Here is a 24,431-nt window from a genome sequence, read left to right on the forward strand (position 1 = left end):
AAAATAGGTGCTAAAAATAACTATGTTTATTATTATGTGTATGAAAAAATAGAAAACAAGGTAAAAAATAAACCAATTGATTAAACAAACTATAGTTTAGTCAAAAGCGTAGCCTTTACCTAGCTTATTTTTTTAGGTTCTTATTTTTCTTGCATGCTTTTACCTTGTTTAATTGCAAGTAAGCCTGGGGAGTTTGGTTATTTTTTCGTTGGACAGTAAACCGGTTAAAAAGAGAAAAAAGGCGATTTTTGTTGGTTTATAAAAATAACATTTTTATTTTTATAATGTTGATTTAACAAACATCGCTATGAGAGAATCGGACAGAATCCAATTTACGGCTAAACAGCTATCTTCAGGAAATCTTCAGGTTAAGTTTTACATTCAGCATGCCGATAAACCCAGTTATGGGTATTTATTAATAGAAGCGGGCTGTACGGAGGAAGAAATCCGTAATGAAATAAAATCGCGTCTTGCTCGCCGGGAGGATTCGGGAATGGACTTGCTACGATTCACCTTCAAAAATCAGTGGAAAGACGACCATCAATTTTATTATTATTCCGCATGAATCGGTTACCTGGAAATTTACGGTTTTTGCGAAAGAGGGCTGGCATGACGCAAGGGCAGCTGGCTGAAAAAATTGGAGTCCAGCGGAGTATGATTTCAGCTTATGAAGATGGGAGATCCGATCCCAAACTTGCTGCTTTGGAGGTGATGGCCTCCGTTTTCGATATCGTAATCGACGAACTTCTTTTTTGGGATATTGAATCTAACGGCAGGAGGTATTTGCAACAGAATAAACTTAAAATCTTGACAGTAACCCTGGACGACCAAGAGGAAGAATGGATAAGTATGGTCGGAGCGAAAGCTTCTGCCGGCTATTTAAATGGGTATGCAGATCCTGAATACATGGAAAACCTACCTAATTTCAGGCTTCCCAATCTTTCTAAGGATAAAACATACCGGGCATTCGAAATAAGCGGGGACAGCATGCTTCCTTTAATGCCGGGAACCCTTATCATCGGAGCTTACCTGGAGCATGGGATGGAAATCAAAAATGGAAAAACCTATGTGTTGGTCACAAAAAGTGAAGGGATCGTTTATAAAAGGGTTTTTAATTACATAGCGGAACATGGAAAATTGTTCGTTGTATCAGATAATGACCGGTATAAGCCTTATGACATTCCCATCGAAGAGGTACTTGAGATTTGGGAAGCCAAAGCCTATGTAAGCGCTCATTTTCCAGACCCTTCTTCCGGACCACTCACCATCGAAGATTTGGGGAAAATGATCCGGGAGGTGCAGCAAGATATACGAAAAATTTCAGGAAGTTGAGGCTGAGCTTTGCGTCAGCCCGTTGCCAATGACCTAAATTTTTCGAGAATACTTGCTTTTGCATCGAATCCCCGATCAATATTTATAATTCCTTTATTAAATTCATGCCAGTATCCGTCTCCACAATCCAGGTATATCCCCTTATCGACAGGTTCCTGTTCTTTAGCTGAATCATAGTCATAGTCCGGGATAAAAATCAGAGAAGCTAATTTCCTTCCTTCTTCCCAATCCAGGGCTCCTGTTTGTTCATTTATTTTTAGCTCAACCCGTCTTATCGAAAACTTGAATAATAGTTCCACGAATGTTTCCTTTTCCGGACTAATTTCTTTAAAACGGATGCACAAGGGAGCCTCTTTCTTGCTAATCTCATAAATGGCCTGGATGTAATCCTGACAACTCAGGTACCAATCTTCCTGATTAAGCGGAATGTCGCGGGTAATTTTGCCATGTATGTCTTTGGCTAGTAATTTGATGCCTCCTTTTTCTCCAAGGGTTTTTTGGTTAGACCACTTGGATGAGGCATATAATTTTTTGAAAACATTTTCCCATAAATTCGGAATCTCACCCGTATACCGGTAATCGTCATCGAGGGTAAATCCCTCTTCGGTAATTTCCTCTGGACTTAATTCCTCTCTTCCGGTATATTGAATATCAAATTGGGTGTTGACGAAGTTCTTGCCAAAGGATAACTTTAACTTAAACACATGACTGAATGGTGGTGGGACCTCTCCGGTTTGATAATCAACTTCCAGTCGGGTGATATCGTCAGATTTTAAATGCATGGTGGTTTTTTTGAAAACAAGCCTCAAAATTAATGCTTATTCATTATTTCCAAGGTTTAAAATAGCAATTTCAATCAGAAAAACCTGAAATAGTTTTGCTAGGAGAGACTTTTTTCCTGAAATGTCATGAATATTTTCGAATTTCGCAGGTATGACGCAGTATACCCCTCTTTCTAGCACCAGCACTAACGAGCAGATTGCTCAGGAACTCTATCAAAATGGCTGGTCCATAACGGATCAATACATTTCAGAAAGCTTCAGAAAGGAATTATTGGAAGAGCAGCAGGATTTGGTATATCATGGTCAATTTCGCCATGCCGGGGTGGGAAAGGGCGAATCTTTTGCGATTCAACCTGAAATAAGGAGTGATAAAGTGCTGTGGATGGATGAAATGCAACTGACTCCGCTGCAGCAGACGTATTGGGATATGCTGGAAAATTTACGACTGGCTATTAACCAGCGTTGCTATTTGGGGCTGCGATCCTACGAAGCTCATTTTGCCATGTATCCACCTGGTTCTTTTTACCTCAGGCACCTCGATCAATTCCAGTCGGTAAGCTACCGGAAGGTGACCGTCATTCTCTATTTGAATGAGCATTGGGAAACATCGGATGGTGGTGCTCTTCGAATGTATTTTACGGCAGAAAATGGTGTGGAGGAATATCGGGATGTGCTTCCTGTCGGAGGAAGATTGGTCACTTTTCTAAGCGGAGAAATACCACATGAAGTCTTACCCACGAAAAAAGCGCGCATAAGTATTACGGGATGGTTTAAGGATAGTTAATAAGTGCCTGTAAATTAACGGGGTTTATCATTTGCGTTCATTTCCCGGATACGCATAGGCATGGCATCAATGGTTCCGAAAAGCTCCTTCCAATCAATTTTGGACTGTTCTCTGCGAAGTTTGGTTCCTCCATCTTTTCCTATCAGAACATAGCAGTCTTTTTTGGTGCCCAATGTGTGTTTTGCCCGCAACTGTTCGATGTAATCGGTGGAAAAAGTGAAGTCACTGTTGCTTTTTAGCGAATCTCCAAAAACAAAATACACCATATCCCTTTCTTTAATTTCACTTTCCAAGGTATCACTCTCAGGTATGAAAAGGTAATCTGCGTTTTCAGAATAGGAAGAAGTCGGAAAAACCAATAAAATGCGATTTTTCCAACGCAAATCTTCTAGTGTAATCTGATCATTTGCATCCATACCAGCCATAAGAAGTAAGAAAGAAAGAAATACTATTTTCACCTGTTTATTATTGTCTTTAAGCAGCCATAACCTGTCTCGATTTATCGGGGTGGAATCTCGCAAATGATAATCATCCCTCCGTTGGTCGCATGTGCCATGTTTGGTTTTATGATCAATTTTTATTTAGACCCAAGACATAACATCCATATCCGGGTAAAGGTTTGATCCTGTTTCACCTGGGTAGAAAAAAGAGAGTTGATGGAGGTCGTGAGATTAACTGATAGAGGCTCCGGGAGGGGTAGACTCATGGGGACCTAATAGCCGGTAATTTCCTTTTCCGTCGGCGGCCATAAGGATCATCCCTTCGGAATCAATCCCTGCCATTTTTTTAGGGGCCAGATTAATTAACATGGTCACTTGTTTTCCTACCAGCTCCTCGGGTGAATATTGCTCCGCCACGCCACTCAATACCGTCTTCTTACCCAAACCAGTATCCACCGTTAATTGCAGCAATTTTTTCGATTTTTTTACTTTCTGAGCATCCAAAATTGTTACCACGCGCAAATCTAGCTTGGCAAAATCCTCGAAAGGAATGATTGGCTTTATGGGGTCTGCCTGATGGGGAGCTGTCTCGTTTTGCTTTTTGCTGTCCTCCAGTTTTTTGATCTGGGCGTCCACGGTGTTGTCTTCGATTTTCTGAAAGAGCAATTCTGGCTTTTGAATGGGGTCTCCCGCTTTCAAAAGATCCATCTGTCCTGCATCAGACCAATTCAAGACTTTCAGTCCCAACATCTTTTTGATTTTTTCTGCTGTGAATGGTAAAAATGGCGCCGAAATAATCGACAAGTTGGCGGCTATATTTAATGCGATGGAAAGGATAGTAGCTGTCCGATCAGCGTCCACTTTAATGGTTTTCCATGGCTCGGTGTCGGCCAGGTACTTGTTTCCGGTTCGGGCAAAATCCATCATATAGGCGAGTGCTTCTCTAAATCGGTATTTTTCCAGTGATCCCGAAATTTTTCCCGGATATTCCTTCAAAACAGATAACACCTCCTGATCTACCGGTTGTAAATCGTGTTGAGCAGGGACTTTTCCGTCAAAGTATTTGTGGGTGAGCACCACCGCTCGATTAATAAAGTTACCATAGATGGCAACCAGTTCGTTGTTATTCCTGGCCTGAAAATCTTTCCAGGTAAAGTCGTTGTCCTTGGTTTCCGGGGCATTGGCTGTCAAGACATAGCGAAGCACGTCCTCCTGTCCTGGAAATTCGTCCAGGTACTCATGCAACCATACTGCCCAATTTCTGGAGGTAGAAATTTTTTGTCCTTCCAGATTTAGAAATTCATTGGCAGGGACATTATCCGGTAGAATAAAATCTCCATGGGTTTTAAGAATGGCAGGAAAAGTAATGCAATGAAATACAATATTATCCTTTCCAATAAAGTGGACCAATTTGGTATCTTTGTCCTTCCAGTAGGGTTCCCAATCCCTTCCTTTTTCCTTCGCCCATTCTTTGGTGGAAGAAATGTATCCTATGGGGGCATCAAACCATACGTACAACACTTTACCCTCAGCTTCCGGTAAGGGCACCGGAATACCCCAATCCATGTCCCGGGTCATGGACCTTGCCTGCAGGCCTTCCCCCGCTTCCAGCCAACTCCTGCACTGCCCCAGTACATTGTTTTTCCAATCCTTTGCATGTTCCTCCAGTATCCATTGCTTCAGGAAAGGAGTATACTTACCCAAATCCAAAAACCAGTGTTTTGTCATCTTAAGGACAGGAGTATTTCCACTAAGTTTGGATTTGGGCTGGATCAGGTCGGTAGGGCTAAGAGATGAGCCGCACTTTTCGCATTGATCCCCATAGGCCTCACTGTACCCACAGTGCGGGCAGGTGCCCTCTATGTAGCGATCAGCCAGAAACTGCCCGGCTTCCTCATCGTAATATTGCTCGGTTTCCTGGACTACAAATTCCCCTTTGTCGTACAGGTCTTTAAAAAGCTGTCCAGCGGTTTCGTGGTGAACAGGAGAGGTGGTTCTGGAATAATGATCAAAGCTGATTCCAAATTTTTGGAAGCTTTCCTTCATAATGCCATGGTAGCGGTCTACCACTTCCTGAGGGCTGATTCCTTCATTTTTAGCTTTTATGGTAATGGCTACTCCGTGTTCGTCAGAGCCGCAAACGTATACGACGTCTTTATCTTGTAACCTGAGGTAGCGAACATAGATATCGGAAGGGATGTAGCAGCCAGCTAAATGACCAATATGAAGGGGGCCGTTGGCATAGGGTAGGGCAGATGTAATCGTATATCGTTTGAAATTTTTCTCGCTCATAGCGCACAAAGATAGGGTAATTTCGGTTTTGGGTAAAATCTCCGGACACAATAATCGGGTACCAGAAGAAGGTGCCATTTTTTGCTATTGACCGCTGGTTTTTCCGAAGGGTATGTTGAGTCCCAGCCAGGGAAGGGCAATAAAAGTATCTACAGTACCTATTAACGGCAGGAACAAACCAAAGTCAATGCTCATTCGGTTTATAATTCGTCTCCCTCCAAAAGAAATGATACCCAACGTTTCTCCGCCTGCACCGATAAAATAATTTTCAGTAAGCAAATAGCCCCTTGGTCCTGTTCGGATCATTCCGGCCACTGAAATGGTCGGCGAATTGGCTATTTCCCCGCCAGCGAAGGCCCAGCCCAGTCCAAGAGTCATGTTTTTATCCCTTGACCCAAAGGTAGATAGGCCGTAGAGCAAACCGAAACCACCCTCATCACTGCCAATTATCGTCCCTGCTAGGGCTCCGGCTCCCAAATTAAATTTATCTTTGACAACCGGAAAAGAAACCTTCGGAGTGATCCATACCGGAGTCTGGGAGCCTGCAAAAAGGAAAAGTGGAACCATTCCCGCACCAATTGAAAAGTTATCGGTAACACCCGTGGATACCTGATTAAAAAAAATCCACACGTTTTGGTAATAGGATTCTCCTTTTTTCAGTCCATACCCGTTTGGAATCCAAAAATAACGGGTAGCCTGAGGATTGGCAAACCAGAATTGGCCTTTTACCTGAGTAAGGGTGTCTAATCTGCGCATCCAAATGATATCCGAACGAAGCAATGTGATGGTGCCGAGATTTTCTGTTACCAACACTATTTTGAGCTCATCCTCGGTCAGGATGCTACCCGCGTATTCGTTACCATCCCTCGTTTGAATCAGGTAAATTTCCTTTTCACCCTGCCCTTCAACAGGTTCATTTTGAGCAAAGGCCGCCATTTGGACAAAAAACGGGATTAGAAATAAAAACAATCCGATTTCTGATAGACCTTTACGCGTTTTCATAATCCTTCAGTGATATACCCCATTTCATGGGAGAGTGGAGGAAATAGCAAATTTTTTTTGTTAAGATACGGATTTTCCAATCCAATTGTACCAAGCATTTTCCAATTAAAGAGCAGTAGAAAACCACACTTAATGGTTAAACGGGTAATATCACTCGTCGTGGTTTTAAACGGATCATTTAATCGTCTACCGCCGCCCCGACCATCTGTTTGAATTTCCAGGCAGTCTGGTCGCCAGTTGGTCCTTGAGTCTGCTTCATGAGGATCCCGATGATGTTTTCTTGAGGATCCGCAAAATATTGGGTGTTGAAATAGCCCCCCCAGACAAAGGTGCCGGGACTTCCCAGGCCGCCTTTCGCCTGTCCCCGTTCGGTCAATACCCCAAAAGCCAAACCATAATGCTGATCGGCCCCTCCATACAAATCCAATGTTTGGTCTGCCATCATGCTGGCAATGGTGGTCCTGCTAAGAAATCGCTTCCCATTTAATTCTCCCCCATTCAAATACATTTGCAGAAAAGTAGCGTAATCCTCTGCTGTACTGGATAAGCCGGCTCCCCCGGAAAAAAATGATGCGGCTCCTGTGATAGGATAATTCACATCGTAAAAGGTATTGGGATAGTCCTCCCACTCTCCGTTTACTTTATGCTGTATGGCTACCAATCGGTCTGATTTGGATTGGGGAAGGTAAAACCCGGTGTCCTCCATACCCAAAGGCCTGAAGAGTCTTTGATTTAGAAATTCTTCGAAGCTCATTCCTGAAATGATTTCTATGAAATATCCCAATACATCCAAGCCCATGCTGTAGGTGAATTTTGTTCCCGGGTCATGGTGCAGGGGCAATTCGGCCAACTTCATTACTACCTCTTTGATGGTCACATTCTCTGTGGTAAAAAGATCCGTGGTGCCCGCCTTGTGGTACAGCATTTTCATGCGCTCATCTCCATCTATTACCCCATAACCCAAACCAGAGGTATGGGTAAGCAGGTGGCGAATGGTTATTTCTTTATCAGCAGGCCGAGAAGTATAACTGGTGTCTGCATACCTGAAATTTACCAATACTTCGGGGTTTTTGAATTCAGGAATGTATTTGGAGATGGGATCGTCCAACTGGAATTTTCCCTCTTCCCACAACATCATTACTGCAGTGGAGGTAATGGCTTTGGTTTGCGATGCAATTCGAAAAATAGCGTCTTTTTCCAGGGGTTTCCCTGATTCATTGGCTTGACCATAGGATTCATGGAAAACGATTTTCCCATTCCGGGCAATCAACGCCACAGCCCCCGGGATGGTGTTTTCTTCCAGGGCTTGCTTAAACATTGCGTCTATTCTACCCAACCTCTCAGGGGACATGCCCACACTGGATGGGGAATCGGTCGCGAGGGGAAGAGATCGCTGAAGAGAAGTGGTTTGGCAAAAGGTCTCCGCCACTGTCAGGCAAAGAAAAACCAGAAAAAACGAAACTGTTATTTTTGACATGGGGTAATTGTTATTGTTTGACTCAGATAAATGAAATTGAATGTAACCAATTCCTGTAAAAAATCACCGTTTTAAAACGGTTATTACTGGTATTTTGCAAGGTTTATTTTTCCAGGCCCTTAAATAATCCTAATTTTGAAAAGCATCAGGGAATCAAAAAGTGGAAAAAGAAAAAAGGCGTCTCATTATCTGGTCGGTGGTCATCAGTTTGGTATTGTTGATTATCAAGTTTTACGCATACTTCCAGACTAGTTCTAATGCTATCCTGACTGATGCGATGGAGAGCATCGTAAATGTTGTTGCTTCTTGTTTTGCGCTTTACAGTATTTATCTGAGTGCTTTGCCAAAAGACAGTAATCACCCTTACGGGCATGGAAAAATTGAGTTTTTTAGCGCCGGAATTGAAGGAACCTTGATAATTCTGGCCGGAATTTTTATCGTTTACCAGTCGATATGGGCATTGATTTTCCCACAGGAACTGCTGGATCTGCCTTTGGGAATGGCTTTGGTAGGGTTTTCAGGACTGGTTAATGGTGTTTTAGGGTATTTATTACAGAAAAAAGGAAAGGCATTGAATAGCATCACGCTAGAGGCAGATGGGAGGCACCTGTCCACAGATGCCATATCCAGTTTTGTATTGATTATCGGCATTGGGATGATTTTTTTTACCGGATGGACCGTAATGGATAGCTTTCTGTCCCTGGCATTTGCGGGATACATCATATACAATGGGTATTTTCTAGTTCGGCGTTCAGTAGCAGGGCTTATGGATGAATCCAATCCCAAAGCCATCAACAAGGCGGTTCAGGTGCTAAACCGAAACCGCAAAGCAAATTGGATCGATATACACAACATGCGGGTACAGCAGTATGGGGGAGACAGCCATATAGACCTACACCTGACCCTGCCGTATTATTTTGATTTGATTCGGGTTCACGATGAGGTCCATGAAGTAGAGGAGGTTTTGGAAAAAAGCCTGCCTGGGTACATTGAAGTTTTTGTGCATGCAGATCCCTGTTTGCCTGAATCTTGTTGTCATTATTGCCAGATAAAAGACTGTGTGGTTAGGAAATATCCCAACAGTAAAAAGATTAAATGGACCGCTGGGAACATGTCAAAAAATCAAAAACACTATCACGAATTGAGTCACCTTTCGCCAGTGAAGAAATAGTGTCCCCTGAATTTCTGAAAACTTCGGATACCGTAAAAGAGTAAAAAAATTAAGGGTTTTTCAAAATAAATAATAATAACTGTCGTTCCTATAGCTTTTTTTGCTAAAACCTTGTGTTTTTCACAAGTTATTTCCTGATATTTGTTAGGAATAAAATAAATTTGTATATATAAAATTTTGTTTTGTAGGTCTTAATTTGTAACTTAATTCCGTTGTTTTATTAAAAGATCTGAGCTATGAAAGATAAACAATTTACCGTACTTATAATGGTGTCTGCTATAATATGGTTGTTGATAATAGGATTTATCATCATTTAACAAAAATACCTGTCTTTTTTTCCTACCCATTTTTATTTCATCTTACAACACACATCGTGAATTCCTGGTGTGCGTTTTCAAAAGGGGCTCAAAGAGAGCCCCTTTTTTTTGGGTGTGCCCGGCATGGGCGGTGCTTTTAGAGAATTAATCGAATGAGACTGCTTTTTCTCGCAGCGGCCGCAACGGGTTCGGAGCGGCTGCAGTGAGTGCTCAAAATGCTCCAAAAAAATCCCTACAGAAAGGAAAAGTCACGATGGCAATTTGGCTACTATCGCCTCCCCCTGGGTTTGCCGCGCCTTCGTTTGCGGTCTTGGCGGGAAACTCCTGTCCAGAATACTTCTCCTAAAAAAATTTCAACGCCCGGGAATCGATTTTCGCCACCAGGTTAGCCAATAGGTTTCGTTACCAAATCGCAATAGGTGCCGCCTGGTATCAAAAAATTAACCGTTCACGCTTGATTCCTTCTACGAAATCCTTAATTTGACCAGTGAAAGCCTGGACTCGGGTGGTGGACATAGTCCGTATACACGCCACTTGGTTCAAAATATAGTTGTATATGGATGTTAGGCACAAGCAAAAATGAAACTAAGTACAATTATAATATTTGGAATTTTTATGTCACTAGCCCAAACAGGAAAGTGCCAAGAAAAAATTCCTCCGACATCGGTTCATGTTTCGAACAATGATTCCAAGCATACCAATGAGTATTTGGAAAATCGAATACTTGGCTCAGAATTAAATACCCCATCTCTTGCGAGATTCTTGATTACCGCTCAATACGATAGGTTTATAGAAAAGGGTTTGGAATTTATCCAGTCAAATTCCATAAAAAAAGAAGAAAAAGAAACCATCCTGAACACTATCATATCCATTCACAGCCTTAGGTATGAATATCAAGATATTTCTGATTTAAGAGAAGAATATCATTTAGATAAGTACAACCTTTCTCTAAATTGGAACGAAATCGATTTTTTTAAGCAATATACTACCAAGGTTGAACTGGAAAAAACCTTGCCCATAAAATTGCCCCTAAAATGGTCAATCGCCAAAACCCCTATGGTCGAAGTTGAGATTGACGGGCAAAAATTTTCATTTTGGTTGGACATAGGAGCCTCGGGAAGTGTTATCTCAAGCACCGTAGCAAATAAAATAAATGCAATTGAGAGCAATGTAAAAATCACAGAATCTGCTGGCTCAACGGACAACGTGTTTTCAGTAAAACCTGCCATTATTCAAAACCTTGCCATTGGGGAGATCACGCTAAAGAATTTGCCAGTTGCGATAATAGACATAAAGGAATTGACCCTGGCACCAGGAATTACCATTGATGGAATAATAGGATTACCATTCTTATTTGATTATACAACGACAATAGACAACGAAAAATCTATTTTAACATTAAGTCGCAATGAAAAATATATCCCAACCCAAAAAAATTTCTTTTGGATCGGTTACCCGATACTTGAGTTGCATCTTTTAAACGGGAATAAAACTTATTGGGGCTTCGATACAGGAGCAGGAACAAGTAGAATAAAAGATGGTTTATTGCAAAAATTAGACAGCACATATCAAATCAAGCCAATACAAATTAAGGAATCTGGTGTAGGTGGTTTGACCGATAAGTTTCAAAGTTTTATGCTTCCTGATTTCACTATATTTTGCAAAGACATCCCCATTGTTTTCAAAAATATAAAATCAACAACCCCAGAAGGTGTTCGGACTGAATTAATTGATGCTGACGGAAAAATAGGTTCGGACGTCGTTTACCATAGTAAAGGCGTAAAGTTTTCGTTTAATCAAGGCTTTTTTAAATTTATAGAATAATGCCAGTGCCTAACAATTGCTATAGTGCCTATCGGGTTGGTGTTAAAACCGGGAGTTTTACGTTTTTTTAGTACTTTTATACCCAGCGAATAGGTAAACGTCATAATAGCCGATACGCACCTTAGCCGTGGACGTTGTGGCACATGCGATAACGATGACTCGACCGACAAGAAATCATTTAGAAATTCTGACTGAAATCGACAATCTCCTGAAAACAGAGCAACTCGAATCAGCGCAACTTTTTTTGGAGAATGAAATTAGATCAAGTTCGACTGGGAATGAAATCTGTTTAAGAGCTGGTTCGACCCTTCTGACTTTGAAGAATAAAAAGGAAATTGACTTGGTCGTAGGGAAACAAATTGACGAATTCGTGAGGTACTGTAATTCCAATGGACTTTTTCCGCGACCAACTAAATTAAAAAAATAAAAAAAGCACGATGCGCCAACAAATGATATGAACGCTTGCCTCTACCTGCTATCTTGTAACTGATGTGCAAATCCGATACTTTAGAGGAAATTTGGAAAGTCCAGAGGCACGCGTCATATCTGGACGTTATGCCTCAGCCTTAATAGGCACGATCAAAAATGGAATGATAAATTTCGATGGCATAAACTCCCGGATTGCATCCCGCCGCGTTCGCTGCGCCCATGGCGTGAAACCCTTCCCAAATGTTTTTCTCCTTGGAATTCCCCAAAAAATTCAACTTTACCTTAACTAAAATCCCCAATCTTACTATTTTAGAAAAATCTTTCATTTTAGCTATCCGTTTATCCGTCTTTTTAAATGGCCCTATTCCAAAATTCCGTAATCAAAAAATACATGGCCGCCCAGGTGTATTTAGCAGCTATAGATTTTTGATCAATTGCCTACTGCTTTAGCTGTAGGCAACTGGTGCTTTGTCGGCATTCTTGGCTTTAGCCAAATCGAAATGGCTAATATGCCGTTATCTTTCCACAATTTTGACTAAAGCCGGGGATTAATTGTACTATTTGCTGGAATGGGCTATATTCCTATTGAAGGGGTTTTGGTATTGGTTTATGTGCTATAAAATAGTTGCAATTTTAGGATAAGTTCGTAAAAAGAGTCCATCGAATAGTTAAGTCCTGAAAGGGCTGGATATTTTCCTACGTCTGATGTATGGATCGACAAATTTATTTCGCCCATTCAGGGCTAGGGATGTCTTTATTGATGTTTTCACAGGGCTTCACCCTGTGTTTTGGTATTGCGCCCCTACCGGGCTTTCGAAACGAAAGTTAAATTTCGGGTAGGACTAACAATGAATGAAAATTAGAGCTGTAACATTTTTCAGAAGGGAACACTTTTTCATTCCTCCAAGCCCTGAAAGGGCGAAATCTCCCAGCGATGGGTGCAGCCCATCGATAAGGAACCCCATCGAATAGTTGAGCCCTGAAGGGGCGGGATATTTTTTCCTGAGTTGATAATGTGGTCTTTACCAGGTTATCCGCCTCTAATCTTCTCTAAATGGAGTAATTCAATATATTTCTAACCAACATGCCCATCATGAAAGGAAGACATTCCAGGAAGTGTACCGGGTATTTTTAGAATAATATAATGTTGAATACGATGAGAGATATGTTTGGGACTAAGGAGAATACTTCCTGGAAGTTGGTATTTTGCCCTTTATGGATTTGGCCTTTACCTCCTGTTCTTTTTTGGACGCAAAATTAACCCTTATTCAATTAATCCCCCCATTTAGTTTTCCTGTATTTCCAAACCGGCCCGTTTTATTAAGGCATTGGTCTCAGGACCTCTTCCCCGGAATCTTTTGTAGAGTATTTCCGGATGCTCCTTTCCTCCCATCGCCAGGATATTGTCCCGAAAGGAGTGAGCTGTTTCCGGGTCAAAAATCCCATTTTCGAGAAACAGTTCAAAGGCATCCGCATCCAGGACTTCTGCCCATTTGTAACTGTAATAGCCGGCCGCATATCCTCCTTGAAAAATATGGGAAAAGGAAGCACTCATCTGGGTGCCTTCGACTGGTTCCAGAAGTTCAGCAGATTTGGTGACCTCCCTTTCAAAAGTAGCAATATCTTCAATTTTGGAAGGATCGGTTGAATGATAGGCCATATCGAGTAAAGCCAGACTGATCTGCCGCACGGTTTGATATCCCTGATGGAAATTGGCTGCTTTTTTTATCCGCTCTATCAGTTGTTTAGAAATGGGCTCTCCGGTTTGATAATGCTTTGCGAATAGATCCAGGCAATCCTTTTCATAGCACCAGTTTTCAAAAATCTGAGAAGGAAGCTCCACAAAATCCCAATACACATTAGTTCCAGATAGGGATTCAAAAGTCCCATCTGCCAACATACCATGTAAGGCATGCCCAAACTCATGGAAAAGGGTGGTCACTTCATTGAAGGTAAGTAAGGAAGGTTTGGTTTTGGTAGGTTTCGTAAAATTACAAACAATAGACACGTGTGGACGTTGTTCCTTGTTCCCTTTTCGTTTTTGACCACGGTAGATGGTCATCCAGGCACCGTTTCTTTTTCCTGCCCGGGGGAAAAAATCAGCGTAGAATACCGCTAAATGAGCTCCATTTTCATCCTTTACTTCATATGCTTTGACATCTTTATGGTATACCGGGATGGTAGTGTTTTCTTCAAAGGTAATTCCAAATAATTTCTGAGCGGTCTGGAAAACACCCTTTATGGAACTGTTTAATTCAAAATAAGGCTTAAGTAACTCGTCATCTACTTCAAATTTTTTCATTTTGAGTTTCTCCGCATAGTAGCCGACATCCCATTTCTGAAGCTTTTCCAACCCGTCTTTTTTCCTGGCAAAGGCCTCTAGTTCTTTCATTTCGGCTACCGCTTTGGGATACGCTTTTTGAAGTAACTCCTGCAAAAAATCCATGACCTGCTTCTCGTCTTTAGCCATTCTTTCTTCCAGGACAAAGGCGGCAAAATTGGGGTATTTTAGAAGTTTGGCCCGTTCGTTTTTCAGTTGCACCATCTCCTTTATTATTTCCCGGTTGTCCAGGGCATCCCCTTTTGAAGCTTTCGTATTGTAGGCAATGAACAGTTCCTTTCTTAACTCCCGGTTGGCAGCATAGGTCATAAATGGAATGTAGCTGGGATAGGCAAGGGTAAATACCCATTTTCCGGGTTTTCCTTTTTCTTCTGCCGTTTGGGAAGCCGCCTCAATTACACCTTCAGGTAGACCTTCCAGGTCTCCTTCATTACTGATTACCAGCTCGTAGGAATTGGTTTCCTTCAATACATTTTCCCCAAATTGCAGGCCTAGTCTGGACAGCTTCTGGTCGATTTCCCGCAATCGCTTTTTTCCACTCGCATCCAATAGTGCTCCATTCCGGATGAAAGATTTATAGGTTTTTTCCAATAGGGTATTTTCTTCCGTGGTTAAGTCTAGTTCTTCCTTTTGAGAGTAGACTTTATGGATTCGGTCGAATAAATCCTCGTCCAAGAGAACATCATTACTGTGTGCGGATAGCAGCGGGGAAATTTCTCGGGCCAGTTTTTGAATTTCTTCATTGGTCTCCGCTGCATTCATGTTAAAGAAAATGGAGGCAACTCTTGATAATTTTTCCCCTGAATTTTCCAGGTGGACGATGGTATTAACGAAATCTGGTTTGGACTCTTTTTTTATATGGGAAATTTCCTCTTTTGCCTGTACGATGGCTTCTTTTATGGCAGGAAGGAAATGTTCGTCTTTGATCAACTGAAATGGAGCGGTTTCAAAAGGGGTATTGAATTTTTCCAGTAATGGATTCATATCGTATATTTATATTGAAATGCAAAATTAACAAAATAATGGAGACAAGTAAGGGATTGCCAGAACCTAAAGCCGGAACTTACCACCTGTTTTACAAGGGGTATATAGAGCGGGTTTCCGGAAGGGATTTGAGAAAAATTTCTGCGGAGCAGGAACATTTCATTTCAAGTGTGTACGGAGATTTGTCCCCAGCAGCCGCAGCCAAAAGTTATCAACCTGGAAAATGGTCCTTCAATCAGGTCTTGGGACATGTGCTGGACACGGAAAAAATAATGCATTTCAGGGCATTGTGCATCAGTAGGGGAGAGAAGGCTCCCTTACCCGGATTCGACCAGGATCTTTATGTCAAATCTGCGGGATTTGAATCCCAGTCTCCCCAAAAAATTCTGGCCTCCTTCCTCCTTCACCGGCAATTATTTTGGGAATTTATTGAGGACATATCGTTGGATCAGTGGCACTTCGAAGGAATCGTAAGGGATCAAACCATGGCTTTTTCAGCATTGGTTTACATCATTTTTGGGCATATGGAGCACCATGTGGAACTTCTGAGAAAACATTACCTTCCCTTGCTTCATCCCGGATCTTCTTTGTGATTTTTATTACTGTTTTCTTTTGATACAGAAAGTATCTTTGTAAGCAAATTAAACAGAAAGTATTATGGCCAGTGGAAAAAGTTTCTCAGAAATTATAAATAGTGACCAACCCGTATTGGTGGATTTTTACGCAACCTGGTGCGGCCCATGTCAAATGATGCAACCCATCCTTCAGGAAACAGCAGCCAAAGTAGGGGCGAAAGCAAAAATTATCAAAATTGATGTGGATAAAAACCCGCTAGCTGCCAGTAAATATCAAGTCAGAGGTGTGCCAACGTTGATCTTATTTCAGCATGGCAAACCAGTATGGAGGCAGTCTGGAGTGGTTCCCGCCCACCAATTGATTCAGGTTATCAACCGGCAGGTGGCTGAAACTGCCTAAGTCAGTTTTAGTCCTACCTCCTTTTAAATGACCAGGTGATGGCAAAGGAGGCGGGGCTTTCTCCGTTAGGAAGTTGACTGCTTACGGCTACTGTGACGGTGGCGGTATCTCCCGGGTACCTCAATCCGGCAATGGTCTCCTGAATTTTCTTCCCGTCAAGGCATGACATTGTGACCGTTTGATTGGCTTTCTTATGGAATGTTGCTTCAAAATTGGTCACCAGCATGGAATAGGAGCCTTTTCCTGTAATATGTAGCATGCAGAGGGCACCACTTGCCAATTCCGCGGCCCCGGCCATTGCTGAGAAATAAATGGAACGGAAAGGGTTTGTGGATCTCCAGTTAAAGGGAAGTCGGGTGTGACATTGCGCAAGATCCAAGCGAGAAATTCGTATCCCCCAAAAAATTACGGATGGTAATTTTCGCATCATGTACCAAACAAATGAGGGAGGAGAAACCAGGGCTTTTTGTATTTCTTGTTGGCGGGTATTCATAATGAAAGGGACTGAAGCATTTGATCGCCGGTTTTTGAGTGGGAAGTCAATGTTTTTACAATATAAAAAAACCGTAGCCAAAATGGCTACGGTTTTTCCTTTATAAACCCATACTAAAATTTTTATCACCCTTATTTGGCTAAACCTAGGTGAAAAATAATTTTTCTAGACCGCTACCAGTACATTGCTTCCAATGTTTCCCTGAGCCACGATGACACCGAGTTGCTCGGGAGATAAGTGAACGTTAACATAACCATCAATCGTTTGAAGATCTTCATAAGTTAAGGCCGTTCCATCGTCCAATGCCCGCAATGTGGTCTGACTCATTCCGGTCGTTCCATTCACCGGATTAAAGGAAACAATAATCCCCCCTCCTGTTGCCGCAGAATTGGCATGAATATGAGCTGGATGAATTCCTCCATCGGGCGTATTTTCCAATTGGATGGTGGCCAAAGTGAATCCGTTTTGCCTCTCGCTAAAGGTGATCGTTCCGCTGATCCCTGGTACGGCCAACTCTCCGAGGTCGTAACTGGAAGTCATTCCAGTCAATTCATTTCCCCCAATATCTCCCTGGGCCACAATTACACCCAATTGATTTATGGACAAGTGTACGTTCACATATCCGTCGATGGTCAACAAATCTTCATACATAAGGGGAGTACCGTCGTCCAATCCTCGAATGGTCGTTTTACTCATCCCAGAGCTTCCGTCCACCGGATTGAAAGAAACGATAATTCCTCCGCCCTCGGCCGCAGAATTGGCATGAATGTGAGCCGGGTGAATTCCGCCATCCGGAGTATTGTTTAGTTGTATGGTCGCCAGGGTAAAACCATTCATTCGCTCTTCAAAGGTGATCGATCCATCGATGCCAGGAACTGCCCGTTCATTCAAGGAATACATTTTCATTACCCCGGTCAATTCATTTCCACCAATGTCTCCCTGAGCTACAATTACGCCCAGCTGATTCAAGGAAAGATGCACGTTTACATACCCGTCCATCTCCATGATTTGCTCATAAGTAAGCAATTCTCCTGAGTCTTGTGAGCGAATGGTGGTTTTGCTCATTCCACTTGTACCATCAACGGGGTTAAAGGAAACCAAAATTCCTCCGCCTTCAGCAGCGGAATTGGCATGGATATGGGCCGGATGAATCCCTCCATCCGGGGTATTATTTAGCATGATGGTGGCCAAGGAAAATCCATTTTTTCGCTCTTCAAAAGTAATGGACCCATCAATACCGGGAACAGCTAGTTCGTTAAGTGGATACATTTTACTTACTCCTGTTAATTCATTAGCACCTATATCACCCTGGGCTACGATGGTACCTAGTTGGTTCATGGACAGATGCACGTTTACATAACCGTCCAGTTCAAGAATTTGATCATACATTAAAGGTTGTCCGTTGTTTAATGCGCGAATGGTAGTCTGACTCATTCCGGTTGTTCCATCTACAGGGGTAAAGGAAACGATGATTCCACCACCTTCGGCTGCAGAATTTGCATGGATATGGGCCGGATGCGTACCCCCTTCGGGTGTATTTTCCAATTGAATGGTGGCCAGAGTAAATCCATTCATACGTTCTTTAAATGTAATTGAACCCGAGATTCCCGGTACCGCTAATTCATTCAATGAATATTCTTTAAAATTTTCAGTGAGTTCATTACTTCCGATATCACCTTGCGCTACGATCGTTCCCAAGTCATTTGCACTCAGGTGGACGTTGACATATCCGTCTATGTTGAGTATATCTTCATAGCTAATGGGATTTCCCGCATCATCGGTTCGAATAATGGTTCGGCTCATGCCAGTGGTACCATCCACGGGATTGAAGGATACAAGAATTCCTCCTCCTTCGGCTGCAGAATTAGCATGTATATGGGCTGGGTGAGAACCTCCTGAGGGTGTACCTTCTATTTCCAGCGTGGCCACTGTGAACCCACCAACGCTCTTTTCAAATAATATGGTACCGCTGATACCATCTACATCTTTGGTAAGCAAGTTATAGCGTTTGGAATTACCATCCAGCGCGTTTCCGCCAATGTCTCCCTGCGCTACTACCGTTTCCAACTGCCCGTAGGCTAAATGCACATTAACATACCCTTCAAAAGCAATCAGTCGTTCGTAATCGATAAAAGTGCCATCGTCTAACTGATTGACCAGGGTAACACTGGTTCCCGTTGTACCATTTATCGGTTCCAGCGAAATGGCAATATCCCCTCCCTCAGCAGCGGAGTTAAAATGAATGTGAGCCGGGTGGGCTCCCCCATCGGGAGTTCCGCTCAAGTTTATCGTCACTTTGGTATATCCGCCTTCTCCTTCTTCAAAAACCACATTTCCGCTTATTCCGGAACCATCTACAGCATTTAAAGGATACCCCCTGCTACCACTCAATAATTCCAGAGCATCTGTAGGGCTTTGTTCGTCTACACAGGATTGCACGAATAAACTTCCAGCAATGCCCAGCATGAGAATCAAAAATTGATAATACTTTTTCATAACTTGTTTAAGGACTAGGTTAAAATTCGTTTACTTGTTGATTTGTTAACCAATTCTATGGTAATATGTTTTACGTCTGTGAAATTTTTTGGTTGATTTACAATATGATAGCTTTTATATTTTGCTTATTTACCGTTTTCTGGCATCTTTTTTGAAGTTTTGAGGACATTCTTCAACGTCGATATTATGTTCAAAAAAATTATTACATTTCTTTTTATAGGTCTTATTGCCTACAGCTGTGCCACCGTTCCATTTAGCGGCCGAAGACAGTTGAACCTTGTTAGTAATGCCGAAGTGTTGCCGCTTTCCTACGATCAATATGAGAAGGTGCTGGAGGAAAGTGAGGTAATAACCAATAGCACTGAGGGAAAGCAAGTAGTAAATGTGGGGAGGAAGATAGCTGCTGCCGTAGAAAAATACCTGGAAGAGAACGGACAATCCGATATGACTGAGGGATTTTCCTGGGAATTCAATTTGCTGAAAAACGAACAGGTAAATGCCTGGTGCATGCCAGGTGGGAAAGTGGCTTTTTATACAGGGATCTTACCCATATGCCAGGACGAAACAGGAATAGCTGTGGTCATGGGGCACGAAGTAGCGCATGCCATTGCTAACCATGCCCGGGAACGCATGTCGCAAGGAATGGTAGCCAATGGGTTATTGGGAGGAATTCAGGCTGCCATGGGAGAAAACCCTACCCTGACCCAGACTATCTTTTTACAGGCCATTGGTTTTGGTGGGCAAGTGGGTATGTTGAAATTTTCCCGGGATCAGGAATTGGAAGCGGATCAGCTTGGATTGATTTTTATGGCAATCGCTGGATACGACCCTCGGGAAGCACCTGCATTCTGGGAAAGAATGAACGCCCAGGCAGAGGGTCCCAGGCCACCCGAATTTCTTTCCACTCACCCAGGTCCGGAAAGAAGAATTGATCAATTAAACGATCAAATGAACGAGGCTATGGAGTATTACAGAGAAAACCAACCCTAAACCAAATAGCTACTGATTATTCAATTCCTTTTAAAATAATGGTTTGACTGGAGGCGGTGAGTGCTACCGTCACACTGGGAACAGCTGCACAAATCTGGAATTCATGTTCGCCAACGGGCAGGGGATCATATTCAGCTATTTCATCCAGAAAGGCAACGTTGTTACGGTCCATTTTCACCCGATTTCCTTCGATCTCAACCTGGTGGTCTGGGAATCCATGAAAGTATATCTTAGCGGTGCTGTATTCACTTGGAAAATCTCCCTCTTGAGGCCCGATTTTTAAAATTCCATGATCGTGATCCATTTGAATCGTTCGTTTAGCCCAGTACCCATTCTGGTAGGCATTGCTAGTCCCATCATCTTCGTACATGATTTGCTCACGGACTCCTTTCCCCTTGAAAATGTGCCATTTAATCCTGCCATCCGAGACTTCGTCGGAATGCTGCCGGGTGCTTTGCATGGGCAAGACACCTCCAGCAGCCACAAATACAGGGAGGTAGTTCAAGGGACATTCCCAGAAAACTTCATTCCCTCCTTTTAGCTTTTTGCCTGAAAATAGGTGGTACCAGTCGCCTTCCGGAAGGTAGATTTTGGTAATGGTCTTATAGCTCTCTACCGGTACGATCAATAGCTGCTCACAAAAAAGGTACTGGCTGTCGTAAGCGCTATCGTAAATGGTGTCATCAAAAGGATACTCCAGCGCCAGGCTTTTGGCTACCGGCAATCCTGTTTCCTGGCTTTTGAAAAATGCGGAATAAATAGCGGGCATCAGTTTGTACCGAAGCCGAATGTAATTTCTCGCAATGGCTTCAACCTCTTCCCCAAACGACCAGGGTTCGGAAGCATGGCTGTTAACCATGGTGTGTGCACGAAATAGTGGGCAAAAGGCAGCGATACTGATCCACCTGGCAAAGAGTTGAGGGGAGCAATTCCCAACAAATCCGCCGATGTCGTAACCGGAAAAAGGTACTCCGCTCATTCCCATGCTGTTAACAAGCCGGATGCCGGCCATCATGTGCTCATCACTGGATACATTGTCGCCTGTCCAGACGGCCGCATATCGCTGAATTCCCGCAAATCCCGAACGGGTTAAAACAAAGGGTCTTGAATTAGAATGCGCTTTAAGTTGACCTTCCCAGGTGCTTCTAGCCATTTGCATCCCATACATGTTTCTGCCTTTTTTGTGGTTGGCGCCAGCACCTTCGAAGTCAAATTGTACGAGATTAGGCACTGTCTGGCCCCAGGTAGCCGGTTCATTCATATCAGCCCAGAACCCGTCCACTCCCAGGTCGGTATAAAATTGAAGCTTTTCTCCCCACCAATCTCTTGCTTGCGGAAGGGTAAAATCAGGGAAGGTACACCAACCTGGCCAAACCTTTCCCTGGTAATGATCTCCATTTGGGTAGCTTAAAAAAAGGGATTTCGATTTCCCCTCGACATAAATAGGATAGGTTTCATCGGCTTTTATTCCAGGATCAAGAATGACGATTACCCGAAACCCGAGTTGCTTTAAATACTGGATCAACCCTTTCGGGTCGGGAAAGGTCTTGTTGTCAAAAGTGAATACCTTATATTTCTCCATGTAGTGGATATCCAGGTAAATCACATCCCCGGGAATAGCTTTTTCCCGAAAGGTTTGGGCCAGGCGAATCACTTCCTTATCTGGATAATAGGAATAACGGCATTGCTGATAACCAAGGGCCCATTTTGGGGGAAGCGGGGTATTGCCGGTCAACCCGCCATAGGCAGAAAGAACCTGCGAAACCGAATCGTCGTGTATAAAATAATAATCCAAATCACCGTCTTCTGCCGAAAAGTAAGAAAACCGGTTATTCCCTGCCCCGAAGTTAAAGGTGGTTTTGTGGGTATTATCAAAAAATATTCCATAAGCCAGTCCATGATGAAGCCCCATGTAAAAGGGAATGGAAAGATACAAGGGATCGTCATCAACTCCGTAGCCAAAGTGATCTGTATTCCAATGCGTATAGCTTTGGCCGTAGCGGTTCAGTCTGCCCGTCTTTTCTCCCAATCCAATAAACTTCTCCCATTCTTGTAGCTTTTTGTAGGTACTGACTTCCGTGCCCAGCCAATTTATCCCGAAATCGGGATCGTCTTCAGAGATCGTCAAGCCAGAACTAGTTTTGAAGATAAGGGATAAATTTTCCTTGCGTAGAAACAGATGGATTTTACTTGTTTTTAGAATCAAATGCCGATCGTCTTCTTCAAACCCATAACTATTTTCTTTTGGAGAAGCGGTGACCGAATAGGGATTGCCGTCCAATTCCTTTTGCTTTCCAACCCTGATTCGAATGCTGTTTTCCGCAAAAACCTGAATTTCAAAAGTACAAGCGGTAGTGGTTCCGACCAGCCCGGTGGGCGTTAAATGGTAAGAATCAATCTGTCCGGGAACTACTGGTAGGGAGTTGTTTTTTTTCATTTCCTTGGCTACTTTTCTTTTTCAATGTAAGCATGATAAATTGGTTAGAAAAACGCTTTCGCCGATGCAGTCCGAATATGCGGTTTATTTAAATATAAAAGTTACACTTTCCCTAAGATCATAAATTGTGCCGTTAAGAGGAATTCGGTAAATTAGATATATGAAATCGAGCCTGCCTTAGATAGGCATGACGCATGTGGCACACGAAGGGATGATTACAAAGAACCTGCCTACCGGTAGGCAGGTGCGAGATTCTCCCAATTTAACATCGGGGCAGGCTATCCGGACCTTCGGTGCGGGACAAGTTATGACCATCAAAAGAAAACTATAAACAAATGAAAATAACCATTATTATTTTGATGGCATTTCATGGGTTCATTCATTTCTTAGGTTTTTTAAAAGCCTATGAGTGGATGGAATTAAAGGAATTGCCTCTTCAAATCTCCAAAGATACGGGCATGCTTTGGCTGCTTGCTGGCATCGGTATTTTAGTTGTCACCATTGGGTATGCCTGGCAGGTAAACTACTGGTGGTACCTCGGAATGGCTCTGGCTATTTTTTCTCAGGTTTTGATAATCCTGTATTGGGGAGAGGCAAAATTCGGGACGTTACCCAATTTGGTCTTGTTTTTCCTATCCTTGGTGGCCGGAGCTAATGCCAGTTTTGAAAAACAGGTGCATAAGGAAGTAACTGGGTTGTTTAGCCAATCTCCAGAGTCATTCGGAAAGACAGATTCTCAATCGGTTTCTTCCTACCCGGCACCGGTTCAGCGATGGCTTGAACGAACAGGAGCTTTGGATGCACCCTTGCCAGGGCAAGTATTGGTAAAACAGGATTTTCAACTAAAACTCAAACCTAACCAAGGAGACTGGTATCAGGGAACAGCCCGTCAGTATTTTAATCCGGTCAATCCTGGTTTTGTGTGGTCCTTGGATTTAAAACTAAACCCGTTGATTCAGGTAAAGGGAAGGGATAAGTTGAAAGATGGGGAAGGAGAAATGTTGATTAAAATCTGGTCACTCATTTCCATGGTCGATGAAAAAGATAATCCCAGAATAAATGAGGGCACCTTGCAGCGCTTTTTAGGCGAAATAGTTTGGTTTCCCGCTGCTGCCAAGAGCCCCTACCTGATCTGGGAAGCCCTGAATAATAACGAAGCAAAGGCCATTTTAACTGTTCAAGGAACCTCAGTATCCGGAGTTTTTACCTTTGACGAGATCGGTAGATTTGAGAAATTCCGCACCGAAAGGTACATGGGTGGGGAGGCAGATGCCACCCGAAAGCCCTGGATCGTGGAAGCAAGGGAATACAGCAGGTTTGAAGGGGTGGAAGTCCCCTCGCTTTGTGAGGCAAGTTGGATTCTGGAAGAAGGCCCTTGGACCTGGGCGAAAATCCGTATTTTATCAATTGAAAATAAGTCCCGACCTACTCTTTAGGTTTAGTTTCCCTTTTCACCAAATAATGACTGGCAGGTTTTTCATTAAGGTCCTTTCTATCCATTAGTTTCTGACCAATCTCTGCGGGGAGGGTGATTTTTATAATTTTAAAATCGCGGTAGTTGCCCATGGGTGGGCCCGGAACAGGTGATTTTTGGTAGTTCAAATCTTTGGCAAGGAAAGTAGTGGTAGATACTTCATCTGGACTTACAGCTTCAAACTGAAGGGCTTCGAACTCTTGAAAATGATACGTTTTGTCTTTGGTTTTCCGCTCTGTTTCCAATTCCTCCTGAGCTTGCACTTGGATAGTAAATAGAAACGCAATACAGGCAAGTAGTACAAAAGGCTTCATATCATTTCGGTTATTGGTTACGCTATCAAAGTAAACAATTCCCTTTTCAATTCCCAATTTAATTAAAAAAAGAAAGC

Annotated in this window: 20 protein-coding genes; 9 read left to right on the top strand and 11 right to left on the bottom strand. The window is 42.8% G+C overall.

Going from position 1 to position 24,431, the window contains the following annotated elements:
- The first annotated feature begins 307 nt into the window (after positions 1-307).
- The gene (locus GKS34_RS19175; protein WP_163386604.1) at positions 308-565 is read left to right on the top strand and encodes a hypothetical protein; all 258 of its coding nucleotides are present in this window, start codon (positions 308-310) and stop codon (positions 563-565) included.
- A complete protein-coding gene (locus GKS34_RS19180) occupies positions 562-1,332 on the top strand; it encodes a LexA family transcriptional regulator (RefSeq protein ID WP_163386605.1) in 771 nt (256 codons plus the stop codon). The genes GKS34_RS19175 and GKS34_RS19180 overlap by 4 nt, the downstream gene beginning before the upstream one ends.
- Positions 1,333-1,346: 14 nt before the next feature.
- Here the strand turns inward: GKS34_RS19180 and GKS34_RS19185 are convergent, their stop codons facing one another.
- Positions 1,347-2,114, bottom strand: coding sequence for a hypothetical protein (locus GKS34_RS19185; protein WP_163386606.1), 768 nt, complete (start codon positions 2,112-2,114; stop codon positions 1,347-1,349).
- A gap of 151 nt (positions 2,115-2,265) precedes the next feature.
- Between GKS34_RS19185 and GKS34_RS19190 the strand changes: the two genes are divergently transcribed.
- The gene (locus GKS34_RS19190; protein ID WP_163386607.1) at positions 2,266-2,898 is read left to right on the top strand and encodes a 2OG-Fe(II) oxygenase; all 633 of its coding nucleotides are present in this window, start codon (positions 2,266-2,268) and stop codon (positions 2,896-2,898) included.
- Between the two features lie 14 nt (positions 2,899-2,912).
- Here GKS34_RS19190 and GKS34_RS19195 read toward each other — a convergent pair whose 3' ends face one another.
- The 4 genes from GKS34_RS19195 to GKS34_RS19210 form a co-directional block, all read right to left on the bottom strand.
- Positions 2,913-3,356 (bottom strand): DUF4174 domain-containing protein, encoded by a 444-nt coding sequence (locus GKS34_RS19195; protein ID WP_240459372.1) that lies wholly within the window; start codon positions 3,354-3,356, stop codon positions 2,913-2,915.
- A gap of 213 nt (positions 3,357-3,569) precedes the next feature.
- Positions 3,570-5,630, bottom strand: a complete 2,061-nt coding sequence (metG, locus tag GKS34_RS19200; protein WP_163386702.1) for a methionine--tRNA ligase — start codon at positions 5,628-5,630, stop codon at positions 3,570-3,572.
- Between the two features lie 84 nt (positions 5,631-5,714).
- Entirely contained in the window at positions 5,715-6,632 is a 918-nt protein-coding gene (locus GKS34_RS19205) for a hypothetical protein (RefSeq protein ID WP_163386608.1), read from the bottom strand.
- A gap of 178 nt (positions 6,633-6,810) precedes the next feature.
- Positions 6,811-8,109: a serine hydrolase domain-containing protein gene (locus GKS34_RS19210; RefSeq protein ID WP_163386609.1), complete on the bottom strand. Its 1,299-nt coding sequence runs from the start codon at positions 8,107-8,109 to the stop codon at positions 6,811-6,813.
- 160 nt (positions 8,110-8,269) lie between these two features.
- Between GKS34_RS19210 and GKS34_RS19215 the strand changes: the two genes are divergently transcribed.
- On the top strand, positions 8,270-9,280 hold the full coding sequence (locus GKS34_RS19215) for a cation diffusion facilitator family transporter (protein ID WP_163386610.1): 1,011 nt from the start codon (positions 8,270-8,272) through the stop codon (positions 9,278-9,280).
- An 896-nt stretch (positions 9,281-10,176) separates the two neighbouring features.
- The gene (locus tag GKS34_RS19220; protein ID WP_163386611.1) at positions 10,177-11,421 is read left to right on the top strand and encodes a retropepsin-like aspartic protease; all 1,245 of its coding nucleotides are present in this window, start codon (positions 10,177-10,179) and stop codon (positions 11,419-11,421) included.
- A gap of 566 nt (positions 11,422-11,987) precedes the next feature.
- Here the strand turns inward: GKS34_RS19220 and GKS34_RS19225 are convergent.
- Together GKS34_RS19225 and GKS34_RS19230 are read right to left on the bottom strand one after the other, a co-directional pair.
- Complete coding sequence (locus GKS34_RS19225; protein ID WP_163386612.1) at positions 11,988-12,176, bottom strand: hypothetical protein; 189 nt, start codon at positions 12,174-12,176, stop codon at positions 11,988-11,990.
- Positions 12,177-13,135: 959 nt separating this feature from the next.
- Positions 13,136-15,175: a M3 family metallopeptidase gene (locus tag GKS34_RS19230; protein ID WP_163386613.1), complete on the bottom strand. Its 2,040-nt coding sequence runs from the start codon at positions 15,173-15,175 to the stop codon at positions 13,136-13,138.
- A 38-nt stretch (positions 15,176-15,213) separates the two neighbouring features.
- On the opposite strand from GKS34_RS19230, the gene GKS34_RS19235 reads away from it, so the two are divergent.
- Together GKS34_RS19235 and trxA are read left to right on the top strand one after the other, a co-directional pair.
- Positions 15,214-15,768, top strand: coding sequence for a DinB family protein (locus tag GKS34_RS19235; RefSeq protein WP_163386614.1), 555 nt, complete (start codon positions 15,214-15,216; stop codon positions 15,766-15,768).
- A gap of 64 nt (positions 15,769-15,832) precedes the next feature.
- Positions 15,833-16,150 carry a thioredoxin gene (gene trxA / locus GKS34_RS19240; protein ID WP_163386615.1) on the top strand — a complete coding sequence of 106 codons (318 nt, stop codon included), beginning with the start codon at positions 15,833-15,835 and terminating at the stop codon, positions 16,148-16,150.
- A 13-nt stretch (positions 16,151-16,163) separates the two neighbouring features.
- Here trxA and GKS34_RS19245 read toward each other — a convergent pair whose 3' ends face one another.
- Positions 16,164-16,643, bottom strand: coding sequence for a PaaI family thioesterase (locus GKS34_RS19245; protein ID WP_163386616.1), 480 nt, complete (start codon positions 16,641-16,643; stop codon positions 16,164-16,166).
- A 165-nt stretch (positions 16,644-16,808) separates the two neighbouring features.
- A complete protein-coding gene (locus GKS34_RS19250; protein ID WP_205602106.1) occupies positions 16,809-19,139 on the bottom strand; it encodes a CHRD domain-containing protein in 2,331 nt (776 codons plus the stop codon).
- 186 nt (positions 19,140-19,325) lie between these two features.
- Here GKS34_RS19250 and GKS34_RS19255 point away from each other — a divergent pair, with 186 nt between their 5' ends.
- Entirely contained in the window at positions 19,326-20,129 is an 804-nt protein-coding gene (locus GKS34_RS19255) for a M48 family metallopeptidase (RefSeq protein WP_163386617.1), read from the top strand.
- Positions 20,130-20,145: 16 nt separating this feature from the next.
- Here the strand turns inward: GKS34_RS19255 and GKS34_RS19260 are convergent, their stop codons facing one another.
- Positions 20,146-22,566, bottom strand: coding sequence for a glycoside hydrolase family 31 protein (locus tag GKS34_RS19260; RefSeq protein WP_163386618.1), 2,421 nt, complete (start codon positions 22,564-22,566; stop codon positions 20,146-20,148).
- A 335-nt stretch (positions 22,567-22,901) separates the two neighbouring features.
- On the opposite strand from GKS34_RS19260, the gene GKS34_RS19265 reads away from it, so the two are divergent.
- Positions 22,902-24,002: a DUF6920 family protein gene (locus GKS34_RS19265; protein WP_163386619.1), complete on the top strand. Its 1,101-nt coding sequence runs from the start codon at positions 22,902-22,904 to the stop codon at positions 24,000-24,002.
- Here GKS34_RS19265 and GKS34_RS19270 read toward each other — a convergent pair.
- Positions 23,992-24,354: a hypothetical protein gene (locus tag GKS34_RS19270; protein WP_163386620.1), complete on the bottom strand. Its 363-nt coding sequence runs from the start codon at positions 24,352-24,354 to the stop codon at positions 23,992-23,994. The genes GKS34_RS19265 and GKS34_RS19270 overlap by 11 nt on opposite strands.
- Between the last annotated feature and the right edge of the window lie 77 nt (positions 24,355-24,431).

Origin of the sequence: Cyclobacterium jeungdonense (assembly GCF_010994275.1) — a bacterium.
In the GTDB taxonomy this organism is placed as follows: domain Bacteria; phylum Bacteroidota; class Bacteroidia; order Cytophagales; family Cyclobacteriaceae; genus Cyclobacterium; species Cyclobacterium jeungdonense.